The sequence below is a fragment of the Qipengyuania soli genome (assembly GCF_015529805.1).
Classification (GTDB): Bacteria; Pseudomonadota; Alphaproteobacteria; order Sphingomonadales; family Sphingomonadaceae; genus Qipengyuania; species Qipengyuania soli.
The window spans coordinates 2,743,124-2,765,544 of the sequence record NZ_CP064654.1; the positions used below are offsets into that span (position 1 = coordinate 2,743,124).

Annotated in this window: 20 protein-coding genes; 5 read left to right on the forward strand and 15 right to left on the reverse strand. The window is 64.8% G+C overall.

Annotated features, from left to right (window positions below):
- Positions 1-52: 52 nt before the first annotated feature.
- Positions 53-1,039 (forward strand): right-handed parallel beta-helix repeat-containing protein, encoded by a 987-nt coding sequence (locus IRL76_RS13730; RefSeq protein ID WP_246449826.1) that lies wholly within the window; start codon positions 53-55, stop codon positions 1,037-1,039.
- Here the strand turns inward: IRL76_RS13730 and IRL76_RS13735 are convergent.
- The 3 genes from IRL76_RS13735 to xth form a co-directional block, all read right to left on the reverse strand.
- A complete protein-coding gene (locus IRL76_RS13735) occupies positions 1,036-1,536 on the reverse strand; it encodes a GNAT family N-acetyltransferase (protein WP_200981875.1) in 501 nt (166 codons plus the stop codon). The genes IRL76_RS13730 and IRL76_RS13735 overlap by 4 nt on opposite strands.
- Positions 1,533-2,495, reverse strand: coding sequence for a GTP cyclohydrolase II (ribA, locus tag IRL76_RS13740; RefSeq protein ID WP_246449827.1), 963 nt, complete (start codon positions 2,493-2,495; stop codon positions 1,533-1,535). The genes IRL76_RS13735 and ribA overlap by 4 nt, the downstream gene beginning before the upstream one ends.
- A gap of 95 nt (positions 2,496-2,590) precedes the next feature.
- Positions 2,591-3,382 (reverse strand): exodeoxyribonuclease III, encoded by a 792-nt coding sequence (gene xth, locus IRL76_RS13745; RefSeq protein ID WP_200981876.1) that lies wholly within the window; start codon positions 3,380-3,382, stop codon positions 2,591-2,593.
- Positions 3,383-3,617: 235 nt separating this feature from the next.
- Between xth and IRL76_RS13750 the strand changes: the two genes are divergently transcribed.
- Positions 3,618-5,057, forward strand: coding sequence for an alkaline phosphatase (locus IRL76_RS13750; RefSeq protein WP_200981877.1), 1,440 nt, complete (start codon positions 3,618-3,620; stop codon positions 5,055-5,057).
- Between the two features lie 221 nt (positions 5,058-5,278).
- Here the strand turns inward: IRL76_RS13750 and IRL76_RS13755 are convergent, their stop codons facing one another.
- From IRL76_RS13755 to pabB, 5 genes are all read right to left on the reverse strand, one after another.
- Positions 5,279-5,938: a LolA family protein gene (locus IRL76_RS13755; RefSeq protein WP_200981878.1), complete on the reverse strand. Its 660-nt coding sequence runs from the start codon at positions 5,936-5,938 to the stop codon at positions 5,279-5,281.
- Positions 5,939-6,012: 74 nt separating this feature from the next.
- Complete coding sequence (gene rpmG, locus IRL76_RS13760) at positions 6,013-6,180, reverse strand: 50S ribosomal protein L33 (RefSeq protein WP_200981879.1); 168 nt, start codon at positions 6,178-6,180, stop codon at positions 6,013-6,015.
- A gap of 142 nt (positions 6,181-6,322) precedes the next feature.
- Positions 6,323-6,727 (reverse strand): alternative ribosome rescue aminoacyl-tRNA hydrolase ArfB, encoded by a 405-nt coding sequence (arfB, locus tag IRL76_RS13765; protein ID WP_200981880.1) that lies wholly within the window; start codon positions 6,725-6,727, stop codon positions 6,323-6,325.
- Positions 6,720-7,376, reverse strand: coding sequence for an RluA family pseudouridine synthase (locus IRL76_RS13770; protein WP_200981881.1), 657 nt, complete (start codon positions 7,374-7,376; stop codon positions 6,720-6,722). Before IRL76_RS13770 ends, arfB begins: the two co-directional genes overlap by 8 nt.
- On the reverse strand, positions 7,373-9,184 hold the full coding sequence (gene pabB / locus IRL76_RS13775) for an aminodeoxychorismate synthase component I (RefSeq protein WP_200981882.1): 1,812 nt from the start codon (positions 9,182-9,184) through the stop codon (positions 7,373-7,375). Before pabB ends, IRL76_RS13770 begins: the two co-directional genes overlap by 4 nt.
- A gap of 109 nt (positions 9,185-9,293) precedes the next feature.
- On the opposite strand from pabB, the gene IRL76_RS13780 reads away from it, so the two are divergent.
- Positions 9,294-10,820: a helicase HerA-like domain-containing protein gene (locus IRL76_RS13780; RefSeq protein WP_200981883.1), complete on the forward strand. Its 1,527-nt coding sequence runs from the start codon at positions 9,294-9,296 to the stop codon at positions 10,818-10,820.
- Here IRL76_RS13780 and IRL76_RS13785 read toward each other — a convergent pair.
- From IRL76_RS13785 to IRL76_RS13805, 5 genes are all read right to left on the reverse strand, one after another.
- Positions 10,817-12,244: a sensor histidine kinase gene (locus IRL76_RS13785; protein WP_200981884.1), complete on the reverse strand. Its 1,428-nt coding sequence runs from the start codon at positions 12,242-12,244 to the stop codon at positions 10,817-10,819. The two genes, IRL76_RS13780 and IRL76_RS13785, sit on opposite strands and share 4 nt — an antisense overlap.
- The gene (locus tag IRL76_RS13790; RefSeq protein WP_200981885.1) at positions 12,244-12,978 is read right to left on the reverse strand and encodes a response regulator; all 735 of its coding nucleotides are present in this window, start codon (positions 12,976-12,978) and stop codon (positions 12,244-12,246) included. Before IRL76_RS13790 ends, IRL76_RS13785 begins: the two co-directional genes overlap by 1 nt.
- A 49-nt stretch (positions 12,979-13,027) precedes the next feature.
- Entirely contained in the window at positions 13,028-13,738 is a 711-nt protein-coding gene (locus tag IRL76_RS13795) for an EF-hand domain-containing protein (RefSeq protein ID WP_200981886.1), read from the reverse strand.
- Between the two features lie 199 nt (positions 13,739-13,937).
- Positions 13,938-14,330, reverse strand: coding sequence for a VOC family protein (locus IRL76_RS13800; protein ID WP_200981887.1), 393 nt, complete (start codon positions 14,328-14,330; stop codon positions 13,938-13,940).
- 60 nt (positions 14,331-14,390) lie between these two features.
- Entirely contained in the window at positions 14,391-16,193 is a 1,803-nt protein-coding gene (locus tag IRL76_RS13805; RefSeq protein ID WP_200981888.1) for an aminopeptidase P family protein, read from the reverse strand.
- Between the two features lie 136 nt (positions 16,194-16,329).
- Between IRL76_RS13805 and IRL76_RS13810 the strand changes: the two genes are divergently transcribed.
- Both IRL76_RS13810 and IRL76_RS13815 read left to right on the forward strand, forming a co-directional pair.
- Positions 16,330-18,426: a S9 family peptidase gene (locus tag IRL76_RS13810; RefSeq protein WP_200984341.1), complete on the forward strand. Its 2,097-nt coding sequence runs from the start codon at positions 16,330-16,332 to the stop codon at positions 18,424-18,426.
- A gap of 1 nt (position 18,427) precedes the next feature.
- The gene (locus tag IRL76_RS13815) at positions 18,428-18,823 is read left to right on the forward strand and encodes an acyl-CoA thioesterase (protein ID WP_200981889.1); all 396 of its coding nucleotides are present in this window, start codon (positions 18,428-18,430) and stop codon (positions 18,821-18,823) included.
- Here IRL76_RS13815 and IRL76_RS13820 read toward each other — a convergent pair.
- On the reverse strand, positions 18,820-20,529 hold the full coding sequence (locus IRL76_RS13820; protein ID WP_200981890.1) for a sensor domain-containing diguanylate cyclase: 1,710 nt from the start codon (positions 20,527-20,529) through the stop codon (positions 18,820-18,822). The two genes, IRL76_RS13815 and IRL76_RS13820, sit on opposite strands and share 4 nt — an antisense overlap.
- 67 nt (positions 20,530-20,596) lie before the next feature.
- Positions 20,597-22,315, reverse strand: a complete 1,719-nt coding sequence (locus IRL76_RS13825) for a sensor domain-containing diguanylate cyclase (protein ID WP_200981891.1) — start codon at positions 22,313-22,315, stop codon at positions 20,597-20,599.
- Between the last annotated feature and the right edge of the window lie 106 nt (positions 22,316-22,421).

The following is a 22,421-nucleotide window of genomic DNA, read 5'->3' on the forward strand; positions in this document are numbered from 1 at the left end:
CCCCGGTGTGCCGGTTATCGCGGAATTAACCATTACACCCTAGGATTGAGGCATGGTTTCACCGCCCCCCTTTCCTCCGTCGCGCATGCCGACATGGGTGCTCGGTGTCGTTGTCGGCTTCGCCCTCGCCGCGATCCCCATGGCTGCCGTTCTGGCGCAGGATGTCCGGCCCGCTCCCTTCACCGTGGTCGAAACGGGCCGCGGCTATCCCACTCTCCAGCAGGCCGTCGATGCGATCGGCGACCGGCAGGCGACGATCGAAATCGCCGAGGGCAACTGGCGCCAATGCGCCGTGCAGAGCGCGGGTACCATCACCTACCGCGCGGCGACCCCCGGCAAGTCGCTGCTCGGGGGCACAGCGTGCGAGGGCAAGGCCTTGCTTGTCCTGCGCGGTCGGGCCGCTCGGGTTGAGGGACTCATCCTCGCCGACGTCAACGTGCCCGACGGCAATGGCGCGGGCATCCGGCTGGAGCAGGGAACGCTGAACGTCTCGCAGGCATGGTTCCGCGACAGCCAGCAGGGAATCCTCACCGGCAACGATACCGCGAGCGAGATGATGATCGACAAGTCGACCTTCACCCGCCTCGGCACATGCGAGAACGCGGCCGGATGCGCGCATTCGATATATGCCGGGGACTATGGCCGGGTGGTCGTGACCCGCAGCCGCTTCGAACAGGGCCGCGGCGGGCACTACGTCAAGTCGCGCGCGGCGCGAACCGTGGTCGAGAACAGCAGCTTCGACGATTCGCACGGCCACGGCACCAATTACATGATCGACCTGCCCAATGGCGGCAGCGGCGCGATCCGGGGCAACTGGTTCGTGCAGGGCGCGGACAAGGAAAATTGGGGCACCTTCATCGCCATCGGTGCGGAGAATGCGCAGTACAGTTCCGACGGGTTGGTGATCGAGGGGAACGATGCACGCCTCGTCCCCGGCCTTTCGCGCAAGCCCGCCTTCATCGGCGACTGGACCGGCGACAAACTCGCCATCGGTCGCAACACGCTGGGACCCGGCCTCAAGCCTTTCGAGGCGCGCTAGCCGAAAGCCGGGGCGTAGGTGACAACGCCTGCGGGCGGCGGTCCGTTTAGAACAAGGCGCTGGAAATATTCGGGCGGGGGTCCGGGATAGGCAAGCAGCGGATCGTGTCCGAAGCCGAAGCGGCCGTAGTATTCCGGGCTTCCGAGAAGGACGATACCTCTTGCGCCAATGTCCGAGAGGTCGGCAATGCCTCGCCGAATGAGCAATGATCCGATGCCCTGTCCATGCAGTTCGGGGCACACGCTCACCGGGCCGAGCCCGAACCAGTCCTCGCTCCCATCGGAGATCGACACGGGTGAGAAAGCGATATGGCCGAGAATTTTCCCGGCATCTTCCGCAACCAGCGAAAGCGTCAGATCGCCGTCCGCTCGCAACCGGTCGACTAGGTCCTGCTCGTCACCGTCGCTGAAGGGCATGTCGCGGAAGGCGGCTTCGGTCAGGGCGTGGATGGTAGCCTCATCGCCCGGCTGCTCGGGGCGGATGATGATGGCGCTCACGGGAGGATGTGGCCCGCGCGGTCACGCTTGGTCGCAAGGTAGCGGGCGTTGTGCGGATTGTCGGGGAGCGAGTGCGGCACGCGTTCGGCGACCTTGACCCCCTCAGCCTCGAGCGCGGCGACCTTGGCCGGATTGTTCGTCATCAGCCGGATTTCACCGACGCCGAGAAGGTCGAGCATGCGCGCGGCGGTCGGGAAGTCGCGCGCCTCGTCGGGCAGGCCCAGCCGCGTGTTCGCATCGACCGTGTCGAAGCCCTGGTCCTGCAGGCGATAGGCGCGCAGCTTGTTGACGAGGCCAATGCCGCGCCCTTCTTGGCGCATGTAGAGCAATACACCCCAACCACCCTTGTCGGCCTCGTCCGCGATGGCATGGAGCGCCGCGTCGAGTTGCGGTCCGCAATCGCATTTGAGGCTACCGAGAATATCGCCGGTCAGGCATTCGGAATGGAGACGGACCAGCGGCGCGACATCGCTGCGCTGCTGCCCGATGACCAGCGCGACATGTTCGCGCGTGTCGTCGGGGCTGCGGAAGGCGACGATGCGTGCACCCTCGGCTGCAGCCACGGGAAGTTTGGCGCGGGTAGCGATCTGGAGGCGCGAGGCATCGGCGTAGGCAGCGACGTCGGATGCCTCGAGGCTCACCGGCTCGCCCGCACCCTGCGGATCGACGAGGAAAGCGGGCAGCACGCCAGCCATGCGCGCGAGTTCGAGCGCGGCCTTCGCCTGCTCCTCCCACTCGCAATGCAGCGCCTTGAACGGACCTTTCAGCGGCGCATTGAGGTCCAGCGCGGGATCGGCCACCGCAAGGGCGTGCGGCAGGTCGAAGGGATCGGCAGCGCGCATCAGCACCGGCTGGCGTGGCACCGCGGCCTCGATCTGGTTGGCGAGCTTCAATGTCGCGGCGCGGCTCGCCGACAACAACATGGCCTCACCGGTGATGTCTCCGAATGCCGTTTCCACCGGCTGGAGCAGGGGCGCGCCGGCGATTGCCAGCGGCCAGCCGTGGCGCAGCGCGTCGACCGCCTGCGCCGCCCGGCGAGAGGGCGAACTCTCGCTCAGAGGGTGAACTCCGTCACCAGCGGCACGTGGTCGGAAGGCTGGGTCCAGCCGCGTGCATCCTCGTGCACCCGATGGCCGGTTGCCTGTTTCGCGAGCTCGGGGCTGGCCCACATGTGGTCGAGCCGCCGCCCGCGGTCGTTCGCCTGCCAGTCCTTCGCGCGATAGCTCCACCAACTGTAGTAGCGCTGGGGATCGGGAATGTGCTGGCGTCCGATGTCGGCCCAGCCATGCGCGTCCATGAAACGCTGCAGGCTCTCGACCTCGATCGGCGTATGGCTGACGACCTTGAGCAGCTGCTTGTGGTTCCACACGTCGCTTTCGAGCGGGGCGATGTTGAAATCACCCACGATCAGCGTTGGACGGTCGACCTTGTCGGCCCAGCGGGTCATGCGTTCGAGGAAGTCGAGCTTCTGGCCGAACTTCACGTTGATCTCGCGGTCGGGCTCGTCGCCGCCAGCGGGAACGTAGACGTTCTCGACAATCATCCCCTGGTGATCGGGCAACTCGACGCCGACGTGGCGCGCCTCGCCATTGTCCTGCCAGTCGTGGCGCGAGAATTCGCGGATCGGCACGCGGCTGACCGTGGCGACGCCGTGATAGCCCTTCTGCCCGTGCACGGCGAAATGCTCGTAGCCCAGAGCGTGGAACGCCTCGTAGGGGAACTGGTCCTCCTGGCACTTGATCTCCTGCAGGCAGAGCACGTCGGGTGACTGCTCCGTCAGGAAGCGTTGGACGATCGGCATCCGCAGGCGGACCGAATTGATATTCCAGGTAGCGACAGTGACCATGCAGGGGCTTTAGGTGCGTTGATCGGAGGCAGCAAGCTGCCTCCTCGCACGGTACCAGCCCACTCCCCCGCCCGGCCACCCACGGCACGGTATTCTATGGGTGGCCGGGCGGGGGAGTGGGTTGGTGAGGCAAGTTATCGATGAATGTCGATGGCGCACCCAGCAAACCGGTCACGCTTCCGTCTTACGACCGGCTGATATAGGGCGGGTCACGGATTGCCCCGGGAGAGCATTGATGAGCATTCGCACGATTTTCCTCGCCACCACCACCGTCGCCGCGCTGGCGTTGGGTGGCTGCACCGCCACCGTGGCGCGCGAGGCACCGCAGGCGGCGATGACCGCACCGGCGCCCAAGAAGGCCAAGAACGTCATTCTCTTCATCGGCGACGGCATGGGTATTTCCACGGTCACCGCTGCGCGCATCTATGCGGGACAGAAACTAGGCCACACGGGCGAAGAATACGTCCTGCCCTTTGAAACCTTCGATCACGTCGCGCTGGTAAAGACCTACAACAGCAACGCGCAGGTGCCCGATAGCGCCGGCACGGCTTCTGCGATGAACACGGGCGTAAAGACCAACATCGGCATGCTAGGCTACGGCCCCGAAACGAAGAATGGCGATTGCCGCTCGGGCGCGGGTCATGAACTCCCGCTGGTGAGCGAAGAGGCGAGGAAGCACGGTCTGGCGCTTGGCATCGTTTCCACGGCGCGCATTACCCATGCGACCCCCGCTGCCGTCTATGCCCGCAGCGTCAACCGCGACTGGGAAGCCGATGCTGCCATCCCCGAGGCACAGCGTGGCCTTGGCTGTCGCGACATCGCCGAACAGCTCATGGCGACACCCTTCGACGTGGCGCTGGGCGGGGGGCGTGCGGCATTCTATGGCAAGGCTGGTGGCGGTCAGCGCCTCGATCCGGCGGCAAACCTGCCCGCGGCATGGGTCAAGGCCACGGGCGGCACCTATGTGGAGAGCACTGCCGCGCTTGCCGCCGCGCCCAAGGGCAAGCCGGTCTTCGGCCTCTTCTCGCCCAGCCACATGACGTACACAGTCGATCGGACCGCGACGACCAGCGAGCCGACGCTGACCGAGATGACGCAGGCGGCGGTTTCGCGCCTCGGCACAGACCCGGACGGGTATTACCTCATGGTCGAAAGCGGCCGCATCGATCACGGCCACCATGCCGGCCAGGCCGGCTATGCGCTGGAGGAAGCGGTCGAATTCGCCCATGCGATCGAGTGGGCCATCGACAATACCGACCCTGAAGAGACGCTGATCCTGGTCACTGCGGATCACAGCCATGTCTTCACCATGTCGGGCTATCCCCGGCGCGGCAACGACATCCTCGGCATGGTCGTCCCGCCCGAGGGCGGGGGCGAGGACGGCGGTTCGGGCGACGGCCCGACGCTGGCCTCGGACGGCAAGCCTTACACCACGCTAGGCTATGCCAATGGGCCCGGTGCCGTGCCGATGAATACCGAGGGTGGCCGCCCGATGCCCGAGACCGGCGTCCATGCGCACCAGCAATCGCTGGTTCCGACGGGCGCCGAGACGCATGGCGGCGAGGACGTCGCGCTTTATGCCAACGGGCCGGGTGCGGAACGGGTGAAGGGGGTCATGGAACAGAACCTGATCTACAACGTGATCCGCGCCGCCTTCGGCTGGATGTCGATGTAGGCAGGATGCAAAAAACCCTCGTGCCGGGGGCATTGGCACGAGGGTTCCTTGTGAGCGTTCGTCACGCTTGGAACGAGGCGAACCAGGGCGAGGGGTTCAACAGGGGGGAAAACCCGCTCGCTTCGTCTCGTGAATTACAAACTAGGCCTCGCCCGCTTGCTCTTCAATGAACAAACGGCGGCGGGATGTCGCAAATTTACAACCGCCCGCCGTCCATCCGTTTACCGTGGGCGACGAGACGTTTTGCGCGGATCCTTGAAGGTGAACGCGCTGTCGGCAACCGCGACACCATAACGCTGGTTGCGCAGGCGCACCGTGGTGCGATTGTTCTGTGAATCGAGCGCCACCCAGTGCGTGAGCTGCAAACCGCCCGGCGCGGCACCGTCGCGGCTGAAGATCAGCGTGATCACGCCATACTCGGGATGCTTGGTGTCGCGCACTTCCACGCTGATCACATCGGGGTGACTGGTGGGCAGCAGTTTACCGTACTTCTTCACGTCGCGGCTGGGGTCGAGCAGCGCACCGAGCGGCGAGTTCGAAATCGGCCAGCGCTGGACCTGCTTCACCTCGTAATCGACGAGGTACATCGACTTGCCGTTCGACACGACGAGCATGGGCACGCTCTTGTCGTATTCGAAGCGGATCTTGCCGGGGCGCTTCAGCGTCATCACGCCTGCGACGGACTGGCCGTTGCGGTCGGTCTGGATGAAATCCGCCTTCATGGTGGAGATGGCGCGCAGCGCGCCAACCGCCTTGTCGAGATCGCCCGCGGCGGCTTCGGCCGGCGGTGTGGCGAACATGGCGGACGCAGGAAGCGCCGCGGCCAGCGAGAGGGCCAGCGCGGCGCGGATCGGTTTTGCTTTGAAAGACAAGTTGCTCATGCTCCTGGAACTAGGTTCGGAGCATTGAACCCTCACTGAACCCGGCTCGTTCCCGATGTTCAGCTTGGACCGGCTTACTTGATCTTCGCTTCCTTGAACTCGACGTGCTTGCGCGCGATCGGGTCGTACTTGCGGAAGGTGAACTTCTCGGTGTGGTTCCGGGGGTTCTTCTTCGTCACGTAGTAGAAGCCCGTGTCGGCGGTCGAGACGAGCTTGATCTTGACGGTTGCGGGCTTCGCCATGGCGTGTTCCTAAAGATCCTGTGAGGCCCGCCCGAAACGGGAAACGGGGCCGAAAAAATAAGGGCGGCGCGAGCAGCACCGCCGTTCCGGCGCGCCCATTGGGTGATTCCGGGGGAAAAGTCAAGCGGTGCGCAGGGGCCGCCTACCAGTCGACCTTGCCGCGGTTGGCCTTGACCTCGCCGCGCACTTTCTTGGCCTTCAGCCGCTGCGCCTTGCCGACGCGGTTGACGCGGCTCTTGGCGCGTTTCTTGGGCGGCGTGAGTGCCTCCGCCAGCAATGCCAGAAGGCGTTCGCGCGCGGCCTCGCGATTGGCTTCCTGCGTGCGGTATTCGTTGGCGGTGAGGACGATCTCCCCACCCTTGGTCAAGCGGCTGCCGGCAATCTCCTTCAGCCGCTCGAAGGTGTCGGGAGAAAGGCCGAGTTCGAAGACATTGACGCGCAGCTGGACGGCGGTGGCGACCTTGTTGACGTTCTGCCCGCCCGGGCCGGAGGAGGCGATGAACTTCTCCTCCGCGATTTCGAGCGCCTTGTCGGCGATTTTACCCATCGCCGAAGCCGAGCGCGGCGAAATCGGCTGGCAGTGGCGCGCTCGCCTCGACCGGCGGCTTGCCATCGCGCGGAATGACGATCGCGGCTGCGTGGAGCATGGTGCGCCTTGCACCCTTCCCCTCCCCATAGACGGGGTCGCCGAGCAAGGGGATGCCGAGGCCTGCCTGGCAATGCACGCGGATCTGGTGGGTGCGGCCGGTCTCGGGCCGGAACTCGACGAGTGCCAGCCCCTCGGTCTCGGCCAGCACGCGCCAGTGGGTAATCGACGGCTTGCCCTTCTTCGCGGCAATCATCCGCCAGCCCTTCTCGGCGCTGCTGATCTTCGACAGCGACAGTTCGATCGTGCCTTCCTGCTCTGCCGGAACCCCTGCGAGGATGCCGAGGTAGCGCTTGCCCACCAGCCGGTCCTCGAAGGCCTTGGCGAAGCGCTTCAGCGCCTTGGGATTGCGCGCCAGCAGCAGGCAACCGCTGGTGTCGGTGTCGATACGATGGACCGGCACGGGATCGCGCTGGAAGCCGAGGCGCAGCTGCTCAAGATGATCCTCTAGGCTCGGTCCGCCCTTGCGTGGACGTTCGATGGGAAGGCCGCCGGGCTTGTCGATGACAAGCGCCTCGCCGTCTTCGAAGAGAATGGGGATGTTGCTCATGTCTTGAGTTTCGCTGGCATCATCAGCCGTAGTGCATTGCCGAGGAAGAAACCTTCATCGAGGTCCTCGACCCGCAATTCGGCCTCGCGCGCTTCGCCATTGTCGATCAGCGTGCGGCGCAACACGCCGGGCAGGAGGCCGAGGCTGGCGGGCGGAGTCAGCAGCACGCCATCGGCGCCGCGCACGAAGATATTGGTGACGCAGCCTTCGGTAAGGAGCCCGTCTTCGCGCACGAAAATGGTCTCCTGCGCCCCATTGGCACGCGCAATGGCCTGGGCATCCTCGTAGAAGCCGCGGTCGGTGGTCTTGTGGCGCAGGCGCCAGTCGCCCGGATCGACCGGAAGGGGCATGATGATCGCGCTGGCCGGCTCTGGCCAGGCCTCGGGCATGTCCTGCGCCTCGAGTGCAATCGCGCCCGATCGCCCGGCGAGCAGGCGCACGCGGCTTGGTGCCTCAAGGACGAAACACAGTGCATGAAGCTGGTTGCGCGCCTCGTGCCGGTCGAAGGAGATGCCAAGTTCGGCAGCGCTCGCCTTCATCCGTTCGAGATGTGTCTCGAGGAATGGGATTCCCGCCTCCGGCGTAAAACGCATCGTTTCGATGAGGTCGAATTGCGCGGCGCGGTGGTCGGACGAGGACTTGCGGACGAAGGCACCCTTCAGCAGCGCCTCGCGCCACTCTGCCCGTGGCTCGCTGTCGGCGACGATGGCACCGCCAACGCCAAGCACGGCCTTGCCGCGTCCGTTCTCGATCTCGGTCAGGCGCAGGGTGCGGATGGCGACGTTGAAAGCCGCATCCCCGTCGGCATCGATCCTGCCGATCGCCCCGCAATAGGGCCCGCGCGGTTCGCGCTCGACTTCGCCGATCAGTTCCATCGCGCGAATCTTCGGTGCCCCCGTTATCGAGCCGCAGGGGAAGAGCGCGCGGACGAGGTCGATGGCGCCTTCACCCTCTTTCAGCCTGGCCCGCACGACGCTGACCATCTGGTGGACGGTGGGATAGCTTTCGATGGCGAAGGGATCGTCCACCCGGACGCTGCCCGCCTCGGCCACCCGGCTGAGGTCGTTGCGCATCAGGTCGACGATCATCAAATTCTCGGCCTTGTCCTTGACCGATCCGGCGAGCTCCTCGGCGAGCGCGCGGTCGCTGGCCTCGTCCGCCCCGCGCGGGCGCGTGCCCTTCATCGGCTTGGCTTTGGCCTCGCGGCCTTTCAAGGACACAAACAGTTCGGGACTGAGGCTGAGCAGCCAGTGCGATCCGTCGAAGATGACCCCGCCATAGCCTGCCTGCGCGGCAGGGCGCAGCGCCGCATAGAGGCCCAATGGATCGCCGGTGAAATTGCCCGCAAGCGGGAAGGTCAGGTTCGCCTGGTAGATGTCGCCGGCGCGGATCGCCTCCTGAAGCCGCGCGAAGGATTGCTCGTGACCGCCGGGCGAAAGCTGCGGATCGAGCGGCCCGACACTGCCGCCACCCTGCGCATGGGTAGAGAGCCATTCGGGCATCGCGTCGGCAGCGATATGCTCGGGTTCGTCGAACAGGCCGAGCCAGACGAGTGGCCCTGCCCCGCCCGTGCGGCTGTCGGCCAGCGACTTGAGCCTGGGTTCGAGTGCCAGCCCCGCCTCGTAGGCGATGTAACCGGCAAGGTGCCCGCCGCCTATCCGCGCTTCTTCTGCGCGCGCGAGTACATCCTCGACCTCGTCAGCGTGGCGCGCGACAAAGGTCTCGCGCGGGTTTGCAAACAGCAGCGCGTCTGCCGCACCGCTTTCGCGCGCATCATCGAGGAGTACGAAGGGATGCCGGTCGGCCATCGGTCCCACTGCCTTTAGCCGATGCGACGCGCCTGTCGAGGGATAGCTTGACCCGGAGCGCACGCCTGCGCCAAACCGCAGCCTCATTTTCACGGGAGCGGGCGCAAATATGAGCGAGATTTTCCTCGGAGCAACCGAAAGCGGCGAACGGCAGGTATTGCTGCTCGGCCAGGCCAACCGGCACGGGCTCGTCGCGGGGGCGACAGGTACAGGCAAGACCGTCACGCTCCAGGGACTTGCCGAGAGCTTCTCTGCCAATGGCGTTCCGGTGTTCCTTGCCGATGTGAAGGGCGACCTGTCGGGCATCTCCATGTCGGGATCGCCGCAGTTCAAACATGCCGACAAGCTGGAAGGACGCGCCAAGCAGCTCGGCATGACCGATTATGTCTATGCCGACAACGCAGCGGTGTTCTGGGACCTGTATGGCGAGAAGGGTTTCCCGATCCGCACTACGGTTTCGGAAATGGGCCCGCTGCTGCTCGCCCGCCTGCTCGATCTGAACGAGACGCAGGAAGGTGTGCTCAACATCGTCTTCCGCTTTGCCGACGAACAGAACCTGCTGCTCCTCGACCTTGGCGACCTGCAATCGATGCTCGCCTATACGGCAGAAAACGCCTCCGAGCTCTCGGCCAAGTACGGCAATGTCACCAAGGCAAGTGTCGGCACGATCCAGCGCCAGCTGCTGAGCTTCGAATCGCAAGGCGCGGACCTGTTCTTCGGCGAGCCCGCGCTGGAGATCGACGATTTCCTGCAGGTCGACGATCAGGGTCGCGGGGTGATCAACATCCTCTCGGCGCAGAAGCTGATGCAGGGACCGAAGCTCTACGCGACCTTCCTGCTGTGGTTGCTTTCGGAGCTTTTCGAGACCTTGCCCGAAGTGGGCGACCCCGAGAAACCGAAGCTGGTTTTCTTCTTCGATGAAGCCCACCTGTTGTTCGACGAAGCGCCCGATGCGCTGCAGGACAAGGTCGAACAGGTGGTGCGCCTCATCCGCTCCAAGGGCGTCGGCGTCTATTTCGTCACCCAGAACCCGATCGACATCCCGGAAAAGATCGCCGGCCAGCTGGGTAATCGCATCCAGCACGCACTGCGCGCCTTCACCCCGCGCGACCAGAGGGCGATCAAGGCGGCGGCCGAAACTTTCCGCATCAATCCCGACCTCGACGTCGCGCAGGCCATTACGGAACTGAAAGTGGGCGAGGCGCTGGTCTCCACGCTCGACGAGGATGGCGCGCCGACATTGGTCCAGCGCACGCTGATAAAGCCGCCGCATTCGCGCCTCGGCACGGTGACCGACAAGGAACTGGCGATCATCAATTCGGTGAGCAATCTCGACGGAAAGTACGACACGCGGGTCGACCGGGAGTCCGCCGAGGAAGTGCTCGCCGCCAAGGCCGCCGATGCCGCGGCGACCGCAGCCGAGGTCGAGGAGAAAGGGCGCGAGGAAGTCGGCAAGCGCAGCCGTACGACCACCTCCATGTGGGGCAAGGCGGGCAAGGCTGCCGCCACTGCGGCTGCCGGGTCGCTCAGTTCGATCGCTGTCGCGGCGGTGCTGGGCAAGAAGTCGAGCGCCGACCCAGTTCGCACCGGGCTAAATGCGTTCGTCCGGAATATCGTGGGCGGATTGATGCGTTAGCCCGGCAGTCGGAACTCTGCCCTCAGCCCGCCTTCCGGGCGGTTGGTCAGGACCAGAGTGCCACCATGCTGCTCGGCCACCGCGCGGGCGATGGTCAGGCCAAGGCCGGCCCCGCCGGTCTCTCGGTTCCGGCTGGTCTCGCCACGGGTGAATGGCTCCAGCATTGATGAGATGCGGTCTCCGGGTATGCCGGGACCGTCATCGTCGACGCGCAGTATCACCTGTCCTGCATCACGCGTGACGGAAACCCGCGCTGTGCCTGCGTAGCGCAGGGCATTGGTAACGAGGTTGCGCAGGCCGCGCTTCAGCCATGTGAGGTGCACCGGCGCAACGATCCGACCGCCGGTTTCGAGGGTCACGGGCTCGCCCATGTCCTCGAATTCTTCAACCACCGAGGCCGCGAGAGCGCCAAGCTCGACGCTTTCGGCTTCCGAGTGATTGCGGCCGATGCGGGCGAGCGAAAGGATCTCGTCGAGCGTGAGAGTGATCTCCTCGATAGTCTGCGCCATCTTCGTCCGGGCGCCCTCGTCCTCGACGCCTTCGATACGCACGCGCAGGGCTGCGAGAGGGGTCTTGAGGTCGTGGCCGATAGCGCCGAGCATGACGTCCTTCTCGTCGAGCATCGAGCCGATGCGGCTCTGCATCGCATTGTGAGCTTCGATCAGGTGGCGAACGTCATCGGGGCCGGTTGGCTCCAGGGCAGGCTCGGGTGAGCCGGACCCGGCGAACCGGCGAGTACTCTCGGCAAGCGCGGCAAGCGGCCCGGTAATGCGCCGCAGGACCAGGTACAACAAGCCGACGAGCACGACGAACATGATCACCGTCTGGAGTATCAGCGTGCGAACCATGGCCCGTTCCTGTTGCGGCACGGGAATGCGCGCGACCTGCCAAGTGTCGCTGCCTTGCTGGCGCAGGCCCACTACCAGCAGCGCGTGCGGCAGGTCGCGCAGGCGGCGGTGGATCAGCGGGTAGTTTTCGGCTGCCTGTTTCACCTCGGGGTCGGACATGAATGTGCGCTCGACCACGACGAGGTCGGCAACTTCGATGCCTTGCGATTCAAGCATGGCCTGCAGCGTATCCTCACGCTGCGTCGAGCGGTTGTCGTTGGCGGCGAGGGGATTGGATCCGCCCTCGCTGTAGCGCAGGCGCCGGGGGAGCCTGGGAGAAAGCGGATCGTCCTCGCGCGGGCCGCGGCGGAAGGCCTCTTCGCGTGCGCCACGACCACGCCGGTCACGGGCTTCCTCGCGGTCCATCCGGGCAGGCCCGGTCAGCAGCTGGAAGGCGACCGCATGCAGAAGACCCAGCTCGCGCCGCTGTTCGGCTGCGCGGTAAAGGAGGGCGGAGGATATCGCCTGCGCCACGAGCAGCGCGACGGCGGTGGCCAGCAACACCTGGCCGAGCAGGCTACGAGGGGCGACGCGCATCACACAGGGTCCTTGGCGATACGGGTCACATCGGCGGCGAGGCGGTATCCGCCGCCGCGCACGGTCTGGATCAGCAGCGGGTTGCGACTGTCGACCTCCAGCTTGCGACGCAACCGGCTGACCTGGTTGTCGACTGCGCGATCGAACAGTTGCGCCTCGCGCCCCTGGACCATGTCGAGCAGGCGATCGCGGTCGAGCACCTGGCGCGGGTGATCGCAGAAGGCGCGCAGCATGCGGAACTCTGCCGTCGAGATGGGTATGAGGGCACCTTCAGGATCGGTCAGGCGGCGCTTGAGCGGATCGAGCGTCCACCCTTCGAAGCGATAGGCCAGTTCAACGTCCTGTGGTTGGGTCGGACGTTCGGCGCGGCGCAGGACCGAGCGGATGCGGGCGACCAGTTCGCGCGGCTCGAATGGTTTGGTCACGTAATCGTCGGCACCGATTTCCAGCCCAACGATGCGGTCCATCGCCTCGCCGCGCGCGGTCAGGAGGATGACGGGCAGGTGCCGGCTTTCGACCAGGTGGCGGCAGAGCGACAGACCGTCCTCGCCCGGCATCATGATGTCGAGCAGGACGAGGTCGGGCGGGTCCTGCGTCAGTCGCGTGCGTGCGGCGGCGGCGCTCTCGGCCTCATGCACGACGAACCCCTGGCGAGTGAGATACTCTGCCAGGGGTTCGCGCAGGGATCGCTCGTCGTCGACGAGGAGCAGGGTGGTGGGCGCGGCGTCGGTCATGTTTGTCCTTGTCGCGCCTACCTTGGGGCAGGAGCTGCGATCAAGCGCCTTACTGCGCCTGGCGCGCTTCGCGCTTGGTCTTCCATTCGGCACGCATGGCCTTGTGCGCGGCATCGCGCTCCTCGGTGCTGATCTTGCCGTCGCGATTGGTGTCGACCTTGGCGAAGTGCGCGGCAAGCGCGGTGTCGAACTCGGCGCGGGTCACGGCCTTGTCGCCATTGGTGTCGGCCATCTTGAGCATCATCTGCGGGCCGCCGCCCATGCCGTGCTTGCCGCGCATTCCGCGCTTGCCTTCACGCATGCCTTCACCGCCGCGGTGCTCGCCGCGAGCCTCGTGCATTGCGCGCAGCTCGTCCTGCGACAGGCCGCCGCTGTTGTCGGTGTCCATCTTGGCGAAATGTTCGGCCATCCGCTCTTCGCGGTTTCCGGCCTTGGCGGCGCGACGCTCTTCGCGGCGCTCCTTGCGGGCTTCGTGCATGGCTTTCATTTCGTCTTGCGACAGTTCGCCATCATTGTTGGCATCGGCCTTTGCGAACATTTCCTCGTGATGAGCCTGGCGATCGTCGGCATTGATAGTGCCGTCACCATTGGCATCCATCTTGGCGAAGAGCTCGTTGCCGTGCGCCTTCATCTCGGTGAGCGTGACGACGCCATCGCCATTGGCATCGGGGTTCGGGCGGTCACCGCGTTGGGCATAGGCGATGCCCGCACCGGTCAGGGCCACGGCAGCGGCGGAAAGGGAAAGGATGGTCTTGCGCATTGTGTCACTCCGGTATTGCGAAATGGGGTGAGCCGCAGCGGGCGGGGGGAGGGGGAGGGAGAAAACCGACATCCCGCTGCAGCTCGTGTCCCCTGTCTAGGAGGTCAATGTCGCAGGAATATGCTGGATGCGGGCCGATTTGTATCGCTTTGTCGCGAAGAGGCGACGCGGTTCATCAGTCCGCAATCCGGCGAAGTGATCAGGCCTTGTCCATCAGGAATGCGTTGAGCTTGTTGCCGTCCGGATCGCGGAAATAGGCGGCGTAGAAGACCATGCCGTTCTCGTCGGGTTCGCCACGTGGTCCGGGTTCGCCTTCGCAGCTGCCGCCATTGGCCAGCGCGATGTCGTAGATGCGCTGGACCTGGTCGCGGTCCTTCGCCTCCAGCGCCACCATCACGCCATTACCGACCGTCGCTGCATTCCCGTCGAACGGCTTGGTGAGGCCGATGCCCGGCGCGCCGCCGAATTCGCCCCATGCGATGAATGTCTCGAATTCCATCATGCGGCCAATGCCGAGTTCGGCCGCGATAGCATCATAGAAGACTGCTCCGCGTGCGAGGTCGTTGGTGCCGAGGGTAACGTATCCGATCATGACAATGCTCCTGCTGTTGCGACTCGCGACAGTAGGAACATTACGTGAACATGCGCGGTCCTACAAGGGTGCGCATTCCCGTTCGAGCCATGCCAGATCCTCGCCATCGAGCTGCGGCGCGAGGATCGCGCGGACCTGCTCGTGATAGCGGTTCCACCAGCCGATCTCCGCCTCGCTCAGCATCGACCTGTCGACCAGCTTGCGATCCAGCGGGACGAAGGTCAGCGTTTCGAAGCCGAGGTAATCGCCCTCGCTTGCGATCTGCGCCGGAACCACCAGCACCAGGTTCTCGATGCGGATGCCGTAGTGCCCGGCCTTGTAGTAACCGGGCTCGTTCGAGAGGATCATGCCCGCGCGCAGTTCGGTCATACTGCCGGGATAGGGGCCATTCGGCTTGGCGATCCGCTGCGGGCCTTCGTGGACCGAGAGATAGCTTCCGACCCCGTGGCCGGTGCCGTGGTTGAAGTCGACCCCGCCGGCCCACAGGTGCATGCGCGCCAGCGCGTCGAGCGCGCCGCCCGTGGTCCCTTGCGGGAAAGTCTGCATGGCGAGCTGGATATGGCCCTTGAGGACGCGGGTGTTGCGCTCGACCATTTCCGCGCTTGGTTCTCCCGGGCCGACCCAGACGGTGCGGGTAATGTCGGTTGTGCCGTCGGCATACTGGCCGCCCGAATCCACGAGGTAGATGGAGGAAGGCGGGATCGGGATATTGCTGTCTTCATCGACCTTGTAGTGCGGCAGGGCGGCGTGCGGTCCTGCGGCGCTGATGGTGTCGAAGCTCAGATCGCGCAGGTTCCCGCCCTCCGCGCGGAATTCGCGCAGCTTGGCGGCGGCGGTCAGTTCGTCGATCTTGCCGCTCGGCGCCTCGATTTCGAGCCAGCGGAGGAAGCGGGTCACGGCCGCGCCGTCGCGCGCCTGCGCGTCGCGGTGGCCCTGCTGTTCGGTGGGATTCTTGATCGCCTTGGGCAGGACGGTGGGATCGCCTTCGCGCACGACCCTGGCGCCGCTTGCTGCCAGCGCATGGAAGATGCCGGCCACGGCATGCTGCGGATCGACCGCGACGGTCTTGCCCGATAGCGTTGCCAGCGCAGGTTCGAACTCGTCGCGCGGACGCACCGAAACGGCATTGCCGAGGTGCTGGGTCAGCTCCGGCGTGACCTTCTCCGGCGCGATGAACAGTTCCGCCGTGCCGTCGGCATGGGCGAGGACATAGGACAGCGCCACCGGCGTGCTGTCGACATCGGTGCCGCGCAAATTGAGCAGCCAGGCGACCGAATCCAGCGCGGTGATGACCGTCGCGTCATAGCCTTCCTTCTTCAGCCAGTCGGCGACTTCGGCGCGCTTGTCGGCGCTCGAACGGCCGGCAAGCCTCTCGTCATGCGGCGTCGCGTGGTTCAGCGAAGGCTGCGGGCGGTCGTCCCAGATCGCGTCGATCGGATTGCCGTCGACCGGGACCAGCTCGATGCCCTTCTTCGCGAACAGTTTTTCCGCCGCTTCGGCCCAGCCGATCCCGTGGAGCCATGCGTCGTAGCCGATGCGGCTGCCATTGGCTGCGTTGTCGGCAATCCACTTCGCCGGGCTGGTCGCGGGCACATCCTCGTAATCGTAGAGCTTGCCGTCGACCTGGTCTCGCACCTGCACCGTGTAGCGGCCGTCGGTGAACATGGCGGCCTTGTCCTTCAGCACCACGGCGCTGCCCGCGCTGCCGCCGAAGCCGGTCAGCCATTTGAGGCGCTGGGCATAGGAGCCGACGTATTCGCTCATGTGCTCGTCCGAGATGGGAATGACGAAGCCGTCGAGCCCGCGCCTGCCCAATTCCTTGCGCAGGGCGTCGAGGCGGGCTTCGTGGGTTTGCATGAGCATGGGCGGGTATCCTCTTGTGTTTCAGTTGGGCTGCGTCGTGACGCTTGCCGCGTGCTCTTGGCACGCATAGTCATGCGCCCCACTTAGGCCCCTCCGGCATCCTTTTCCACCCGTTGCCAAGCTCAGGAGTTGTCCCATTTCGACGAGCCGCCCCGCACCCCAGGAACTAAACCCCCCGAAGGCAGAAAAACGCGAGCATTCCTACACCCATCACGGGATCACCATCGCTGATCCCTATGCCTGGCTGCGCGACCCTGGATACCCCGAGGTCAAGGACAAGGATGTCCTTGCACATCTCGAGGCGGAGAACGCCTGGTTCGAGGCGCGCATGGAGCCCCACAAGGAACTCGTCGAGACGCTGTTCAAGGAGATGAAGGCGCGCATCAAGGAAGACGATTCCACCGTCCCCCAGCGCCGCGGCAACTGGCTTTACTGGTCGGAATTCGAAGAGGGCGCGGAATATCGCAAATACTACCGCAAGCCCGCCGAGGGCGATGGCGAGGCACAGCTGATCCTCGACGAGAACGAGCTTGCGGCGGGCCACGAATATTTCCGCCTCGGCACCTTCTCGGTGTCCGACAACGGCAAGCTGCTGGCCTATTCGGTCGATACCAACGGGTCGGAACGATTCACCGCGCGCTTCAAGATCATCGAAAGCGGCGAACACCTGCCCGACGAGATTCCGGGCACGTTATCGGATCTGGTCTGGGTCAAGGCTGATACCGCAGTTGTCTATGGCCTCGCCGACGAGAACTGGCGCGTGCACGACGCGACGCTCCACGTGCTCGGCACACCGCTGAGTGAGGACGTCGAACTTTACCGTGAGACCGAGGACGAAGGCTTTCGCGTCGGCGCGGGCCTGTCGGCGCAGGAAGACTGGCTGGTCATCGCGACGGGCGACAACGAAACGTCCGAAGTGCGGCTGGTCCCGGCGAACGACCCGACCGCGGCGCCGATACTCGTCAAGCCGCGCAAGAAAGGCGTCGAATACGATGTCGATCTACGCGACGGCACCTTGTGGATCCACACGAACGACGAACACGTCAATTTTCGCCTCGCCACGGCTCCTCTCGAACGACCCGGCGAATGGACGACGCTGATCGAAGGATCGGACGAGTTCTATCTCGACGGCTTCGAACTCTACCGTGATTTCTACGTCACCGAGGGGCGGATCAAGGGACTCGACCAGATCCAGCTGCGTTCCTACGCCGACCCTAATCTCGTGAAGCCCATCGCATTTGCCGAAGCGAGTTTCACCACCGGGCTGACCAACAACCCCGAATACCACCAGGACAAGCTGCGGCTGTCGTACCAGAGCATGGTCACGCCGGACTCGGTCTATGACTACCACGTCGCGACCGGCGAACTCGAACTGCTCAAGCAGCAGGAAATCCCGAGCGGATACGACGCCTCGCTTTACGTGACCGAGCGGCTGGAAATCGAGGCGCGGGACGGGACCATGGTCCCGGTCAGCGTGGTCATGCGCAAGGACCGCGAGCCGGGCGGTCCGCTGCACCTCTACGCCTATGGCGCCTACGGCTATGCCGTGCCGCCGGGTTTTTCGACCACGCGCCTCAGCCTCGTCGATCGCGGTTTCGCCTATGCCATCGCGCATATCCGTGGCGGCGACGATCTCGGGCGCAAGTGGTACCTTGCGGGCAAGCTTGCCGAGCGGACCAACACCTTCAACGATTTCGTCGACGTGGCCAAGGGACTGGTCGCAAAGGGCTACACGCAAAAGGGGCGCATCAGCATTTCGGGTGGCTCGGCCGGGGGCGAACTGATGGGCGTCGTCGCCAATACCGACCCCGACCTGTGGGGCGCGGTGGTGGCGCATGTGCCCTTCGTCGACGTGCTTTCGACCATGCTCGATGGAGACTTGCCCCTGACCCCCGGCGAGTGGCCGGAGTGGGGCAATCCGATTGTCTCGAAGCAGGCCTTTGCGCAGATCCTTGCCTACAGCCCCTATGACCAGGTGGTGGCGCAGGATTACCCGCCGATGCTGGTGACCGCCGGGCTAAACGACCCGCGGGTCACCTATTGGGAGCCGGCAAAGTGGGTCGCCAAGCTGCGCGAGCTCAAGACCGACGGCAACGAATTGCTGCTGAAGACCAACATGGGCGCCGGCCATGGCGGCAAGTCGGGCCGCTTCGAGAGCATTCGCGAGACAGCCGAGGAGGTCGCCTTCGTGCTGTGGCAACTCGGGGTGACCGAACATCGGGGTGAACGGTGACATGAAACGCTTCACTCGGACCTTCGTGGCCGCTCCCGGGCACATCGACGAGCTTGGCCATGTCAACAATACCGTCTGGGTCCGATGGATCCAGGACATGGCCACCGCACACTGGGATGCCGTCGCGCGACCGGAAGATCGCGAGGCGTTCTTCTGGGTCGTGAGCCGTCACGAGATCGATTATCGCGGCAATGTCGACGAGGGGCAGACCGTCACCGGCGAGACCTGGATCGAAGGCCCCGCACGCGGTGCGACCTCGCTCCGCCGGGTCGATTTCCGCAACGATGCGGGCAAGGTGATCGTCTCCGCTGCGACCACCTGGGCGATGCTCGACCGGGCGAGTAACCGCCTGGTCCGCGTCCGGCCCGAGGTCCTGGCACCCTTCTCCGAAGACTAGGCCGCGGCGGCTCCGCGCTGATCGACCTGCGGCTGGAACAGTTCCAGCCGTTCGTGGACCATGCGATTCCTTCCGTCGCACTTGGCACTGTAGAGTAGTTGGTCGGCGCGCGAATAGATGGTCGCGAAATCGATCTCGCTCTCGCCGATCACGGCAGAAAAATCGAGGAAGCCCATGCTGGCGGTAACCGGCCTGTCGAGCCCATCGATCTCTGCCAGGATACGCGCGGTGATTGCCCGGCGGCGCGCTTCGGCACGCTGGCGGGCGTCCGGTCCGCGCAGGAGGAGCAGGAATTCCTCGCCGCCCATGCGCACCACGCGTGCCTCTGCATCGCCGGACAGTGCCTGCGCGGAGGCCTTCAGCACCTCGTCACCCATGGCATGGCCGAATTCGTCGTTGATCGACTTGAAGCGGTCGAGGTCGAGCAGCGCGACCGAGGTGTAGCCCTTGGCTACCAGCCCGGCGAAGTCGTCGGTCATGGCGCGGCGGTTTAGCACGCCGGTCAGCGGATCGTGCCGCGCCTGCTGCGCCAACCCTTCGGCCTCGGCCTTCACCTTGTCGCGTTCGTGGCGCAGGACGAGGAAGCGGTCAGCAACACCGAAAGTCGTCGCCACTACTTCCAGCACCACGCCGAGGAGAAAGAGTGCTCCTGCGTCGTAGGTCGGCATGCCAGGGACGAGGTGGCTGACCGTCCGGATCAGGCCTACGATGACGAGCGGGGCAAAGCCGATGGCGAGGAAGCGGGCCGACCGGCTGCCCTTGCGCCAGGCCTGCCAGGTTGCCCACACGAAGTACGGGCTGGTGGCGAAACAGGCGACATAGAATACCGTTGCAGGCAGGCTGCCGAGAGCCGGAAGGTGGGGCGAGTGGAGCAAGGTTGCCAAGGCCACGAGAGCGGCTTGCAACCTGAAGATCTTGGCTGCGTTTCGCGGCAGGTATTCGTGCTCGAGGAAGGCCCCGGTAAAGAGGTTGGCGGCGATCAGGATCCCGCCGAAGCTCGCAACGCCAAGCATGCGCGAGGTCGGCAGGTCGAGCGCGAAGAGCGGGATGTTGAGGCCCGACACGGTGACAAGGTGCACCAGCGTGCTGCCGATCATGGCAATATGGAACAGGCTGAAGCGCTCACGCAAAACATGGTAGACACCGGCGTCGATCAGCATCGGCATCAGCAGCACGCCGATGACCAGTGCAAACACCAGCAGGACATTGCGATCCTCCGCGCTCGAACCGGGCAGGCGATGCTCAAGGCGAAGGTAGTCGAGCGGCATGGTCTCGGTGCCGCCCTCCATGATCGCGTAGAATGTCTGGGTCTGGTCGGTGATGACGGGGACGGGGAGGCTGAACTGGCGATCGAGAAACGCCTGCTGTCCATCGGCGAAGACGCTGCGCGTCATGCGGATGGCACCGGCCTGATCGACGGTCACGAAGGTGAGCGAGGAGAAATCGGCCTTGCGCGAGATGGCGTGCTTGAGCGATCCGCGATCAGGAGTCGACGATAGGTCGATGCGCAGAACCTGGAATCGTTCGGGCTCGACCGAGAATTCTGCCGGGCAGTGCCAACCCGCGAGCGAAGCCAGGGCAGATGCTGCTGGCGCACTGTCGAGAGTAAGCGAGCAGCGCTCCTGTGACGAAGTTGGCGCAGCCATCGCCTCCACGCCGCAAAGCGCGAGCAAACTTGCCAGCAGTATCCCGATGATCCTGTACACGACCCAATCCCTTTGTCGGGCCGTGGTAACGGACAAAAGTTCCAGTCGGGTAAATCCGAGAGGGATATCAGGCTACGGCGGCGGTGCTTCCACCATCTTCATCGAACTCGGGTTCGAACAGCTCGAGCTTGTCGGCAGCCATGCGGTTGCGGCCCGCGCACTTGGCATCATAGAGCAGCTGGTCGACGCGCGTGTAGAGCGCATCGAAATCGACGCCCGCCTCATTCCTGACCTGCGAAAAGTCGAGGAAGCCCATGCTGGCAGTGACCGGTCGATCGAGCCCGCCGATATGTGCCAGGGTCCGCACGGTCACTGCGCGGCGCAATGCTTCGGCGCGCTCGCGCGCGTCGATGCCGCGGAGCAGCAGGAGGAATTCCTCGCCGCCGATCCGGAATGCCACCAGATCGCGTGCGGCCCCGCCTTGCAACGCTTCGCCGGTGCACCGCAACACGGCATCGCCGATCGGGTGCCCGTGCTGGTCGTTGATCGACTTGAAGTGGTCGATGTCGAGTACCGCCATTGCGGAGAAGCCCTCTTCGACAAGCGTTTCATAGCGTGCCTCAAGGGCCCGGCGATTGAGCAGGCCAGTGAGCTGGTCATGCTCGCTCAGCGCTTCGAGCGTGCGGGCCTCGTCTACCGCCTGGTCGCGTTCGCGCTTGATCGCGATGAAGCGGTCGGCAACCGCCAGCGCGGTGGCGACGACTTCGAACAGCAGGGCAATATTCTGCGGCCATGTCTCGTCGAAGGTATAGCTGGTCGGGAACCACAGGATGCTGGCGAATTGCGCTACGATGATCGAAGTGAAGGGAGCAAAACCTAGGATAAGGTATGGTGCCATCAGGCTACCGCGCTTCCACGCCCGCCCAAGGACAACGAAATAGGTTCCCAGCATCAAGATGTAGGCACCGAAATAGGCGTGGTCGATCCACTTGCCGAAAAGCTCCGGGAAGAAGGTCGTCGAAATCCCGTTGGCCAGGGCTAGCGGAGCGATGGCGAGCAGGGCCAGACGACCCCTCCGCCCCAAGGCCGCAGGCTCGATGAAATTGCTGGCGAAAAGCATCGTTGCGGCGATCATCACATCGACGCTCATGTAGGTGATGTAGAGCTCGGTCTTGAAGTCGATCGAACTCATCAGCGGGATCAGGCCCGAAACGGAAGCGGTCTGGACGAAGGCCATTGCACAGAACAGTGCGTGCCACAGCGGGAAGGGTTCGCGCAGCGCCCTGAAGTACCCCAGGTCGAAGAGGATAGGGGTTAGCAACAGGCCGCAAATCAACGCTGCATAGAGGTGTATCAAACCAGCGATCGGCGGGACCGACGGCCGGTCGACGAGCTCTGCGGCGGCCAGAGCCTCAGGCCATTTCCCACCGTCGAGGGTGAACACCAGGGCAGTCGCCCGCCCCCTGATTTCCGGCAGTTCGACCATGGATTGCAGGCTGGACGCGCCGAGCCATGTGTCGGTGAAGCCGTAGCTGCGGCTCACCGCGCGCCCTTCCTCGTTGACGAGGGTCACTGTCAGCCGGTCGAACTCGTAACGTTCGAACTCGGCATAATGAGGATTGCCGTCGGCGACTGTACGGTGCGCGAGATCGAGCCGGACGATATGGCGCTGCTGCTTGAACTCGTACTTGTCGGAATTGCATGTCCAGCTGTCCGGCTTCTGCAGGGCATCGGCAAACTGAAGGTCGCGGCTGCCGGAAATGTGACAGACCGAGGCGGGGGCGAAACCGCCTTCCGCCGCTGCAGGCCCGGCCACGACGAAAAAGCCCGCGATGAACGCGAGCATCACACACCGGACGGCGCGCGAAATCGTCGAGGAGAGACCCCGTCCCATCCCGCCGTTTTAAGCACGAGGGCTTAAAGCGGCGTTACGGGTGCGGGAGTAGATTATT

What these genes read in the sequence shown, in the direction of transcription:
- IRL76_RS13730 (WP_246449826.1), top strand. Translation starts at nt 53, where the DNA reads ATGGTTTCACCGCCCCCCTTTCCTCCGTCGCGCATGCCGACATGGGTG.
- xth (WP_200981876.1), bottom strand. Translation starts at nt 3,382, where the DNA reads ATGGTCACTGTCGCTACCTGGAATATCAATTCGGTCCGCCTGCGGATG.
- IRL76_RS13750 (WP_200981877.1), top strand. Translation starts at nt 3,618, where the DNA reads ATGAGCATTCGCACGATTTTCCTCGCCACCACCACCGTCGCCGCGCTG.
- IRL76_RS13755 (WP_200981878.1), bottom strand. Translation starts at nt 5,938, where the DNA reads ATGAGCAACTTGTCTTTCAAAGCAAAACCGATCCGCGCCGCGCTGGCC.
- rpmG (WP_200981879.1), bottom strand. Translation starts at nt 6,180, where the DNA reads ATGGCGAAGCCCGCAACCGTCAAGATCAAGCTCGTCTCGACCGCCGAC.
- arfB (WP_200981880.1), bottom strand. Translation starts at nt 6,727, where the DNA reads ATGGGTAAAATCGCCGACAAGGCGCTCGAAATCGCGGAGGAGAAGTTC.
- IRL76_RS13770 (WP_200981881.1), bottom strand. Translation starts at nt 7,376, where the DNA reads ATGAGCAACATCCCCATTCTCTTCGAAGACGGCGAGGCGCTTGTCATC.
- pabB (WP_200981882.1), bottom strand. Translation starts at nt 9,184, where the DNA reads ATGGCCGACCGGCATCCCTTCGTACTCCTCGATGATGCGCGCGAAAGC.
- IRL76_RS13780 (WP_200981883.1), top strand. Translation starts at nt 9,294, where the DNA reads ATGAGCGAGATTTTCCTCGGAGCAACCGAAAGCGGCGAACGGCAGGTA.
- IRL76_RS13785 (WP_200981884.1), bottom strand. Translation starts at nt 12,244, where the DNA reads ATGCGCGTCGCCCCTCGTAGCCTGCTCGGCCAGGTGTTGCTGGCCACC.
- IRL76_RS13790 (WP_200981885.1), bottom strand. Translation starts at nt 12,978, where the DNA reads ATGACCGACGCCGCGCCCACCACCCTGCTCCTCGTCGACGACGAGCGA.
- IRL76_RS13795 (WP_200981886.1), bottom strand. Translation starts at nt 13,738, where the DNA reads ATGCGCAAGACCATCCTTTCCCTTTCCGCCGCTGCCGTGGCCCTGACC.
- IRL76_RS13800 (WP_200981887.1), bottom strand. Translation starts at nt 14,330, where the DNA reads ATGATCGGATACGTTACCCTCGGCACCAACGACCTCGCACGCGGAGCA.
- IRL76_RS13805 (WP_200981888.1), bottom strand. Translation starts at nt 16,193, where the DNA reads ATGCTCATGCAAACCCACGAAGCCCGCCTCGACGCCCTGCGCAAGGAA.
- IRL76_RS13815 (WP_200981889.1), top strand. Translation starts at nt 18,428, where the DNA reads ATGAAACGCTTCACTCGGACCTTCGTGGCCGCTCCCGGGCACATCGAC.
- IRL76_RS13825 (WP_200981891.1), bottom strand. Translation starts at nt 22,315, where the DNA reads ATGCTCGCGTTCATCGCGGGCTTTTTCGTCGTGGCCGGGCCTGCAGCG.